Origin of the sequence: Cerasibacillus quisquiliarum, from assembly GCF_014202495.1 — a bacterium.
GTDB classification, from domain to species: Bacteria; Bacillota; Bacilli; order Bacillales; family Amphibacillaceae; genus Cerasibacillus; species Cerasibacillus quisquiliarum.
Genome location: NZ_JACHHA010000029.1, coordinates 1 through 1,787, shown reverse-complemented (window position 1 = coordinate 1,787; position 1,787 = coordinate 1). Strand labels below are relative to the sequence as shown.

The following is a 1,787-nucleotide window of genomic DNA, read 5'->3' as shown; positions in this document are numbered from 1 at the left end:
GAGGCTGGGACAAAACCCCAGTAAATAAAAACTAAGGCGTGGGAGCTTACACTAAAAAAGTGTAGGCCCCACGCCTTTTTATGGTTATTTGAGTAAACAAAAAGGACACCTTTTGATAAAATTAAAGTTACCAGACAATAATTTAAAAAGAGGTGTCCTTATGTTTAAACATTATACCATGAATCAAGTTGTCTTGCCGCTAGATTTAGAAATAAAATTACAGGAAAATGATATTGCCTATACGGTCCATGAGCTGGTGGAAAGTATTCCTGATGAGGCATTCGAAGGGTTCTTGCGTCAAACTGGCCGCCCAGCCTATCACCCACGGATGATGATGAAGGTTATTTTATGCGCTTATTCGCAATCCGTCTTCTCTGGTCGAAAAATCGAAGCGTTATTAAAAGACAGTATCCGGATGATGTGGTTGGCTCAAGGGCATGAACCGAGTTATCGCACAATTAATCGTTTTCGAGTACATCCTGAGGTAGAAAAGTTATTGCGGGAGTGCTTTGTCCAGTTCAGGAGTCAATTAGTTGAAGAAAAACTGATTGATGAAGAAGCAATTTTCATTGATGGCACAAAGATTGAAGCGAGCGCAAATAAATTCACTTTTGTCTGGCGAAAATCGACAGAAAAATATCACTCTAAGCTAGTAGAAAAGTCAAATCAAATGTATGATGAGTTACTTGAGAATGAAATTATTCCAGAAATTGAGCGAGAAAATTTAGAAGAGCTCTCCGTTGAAGAAATGAAAAACATTGTAGAAAATCTTGAAAAAAAAGTGGAGGAATATGACAAACAAATTGAGGCAAGTGAAGTTGGAAGCGAACGGAAACAACTGCGTTCGGAACGTAAGGCACCAAAACAAGCTCGTAAGCAATTCCAAGATTTTATTGTGCGCAAACAAAAATATCAAAAGGATATGGAAATATTTGAGGACCGCAATAGTTACTCCAAAACGGATACAGATGCCACTTTTATGCGAATGAAAGATGACTACATGAAGAATGGTCAACTGAAAGCTGGGTATAATGTTCAAGTCGCGACGGAAGGTCAATACGCACTCGCTTATGATGTTTTTCCAAATCCGACAGACACGCGTACACTGATTCCATTTCTCGACAATATCGAAGAAAACTATTTTGAGTTACCAGAATTTATTGTTGCGGATGCAGGTTATGGCAGTGAACAAAATTATGAAGATATTATGAGTAATCGAAATAGAATTCCGCTTATTACATACAATCAGTATCGTAAGGAGAAGAAAAAGAAACACAAAAACAACGCTTTTCATGTAGATAATTGGAAATACGATGAAGAAGAAAATGCGTTCACATGCCCGAATGGAAAGAAAGTATTTTTTAGTCATGTATCCCATCGAACCGACAGATACGGATTTACACGAGAGTTCAACGTGTATGAATGCGAAGACTGTTCTGGTTGTCCTTTACGCTCTCTATGTACCAGAGCTAAAGAAGGAAACAATCGGAAAGTATTTCGAAATGAAAAGTGGGAATCTCAAAAAGAATATGTCAGAGAGAAGCTTTCAGATGAGAAAATTGGTGAAATTTACGGCAAACGTAAAATTGATGTGGAACCAGTCTTCGGATTCTTGAAGGCTAATTTGGGTTTCACTCGAATGTCCGTCAGGGGAAAAGAGAAAGTAAAAAATGAATTAGGATTTGCATTTATGGCGGTAAACTTAAGGAAGGTTACCGCCATAAAGAACAAATCCATGATAGATGATGGAAATAACCATACAAAAAAATGGTTCCGAGCAATTTTTA

General features: G+C 37.7%; 1 protein-coding gene. It reads left to right on the top strand.

All coding sequences use genetic code 11. The features are described from left to right. Positions 1–160 precede the first annotated feature (160 nt). Positions 161–1,787: IS1182 family transposase (locus HNQ35_RS13910; RefSeq protein ID WP_246118126.1), on the top strand; the 1,627-nt coding region annotated here is incomplete at its 3' end.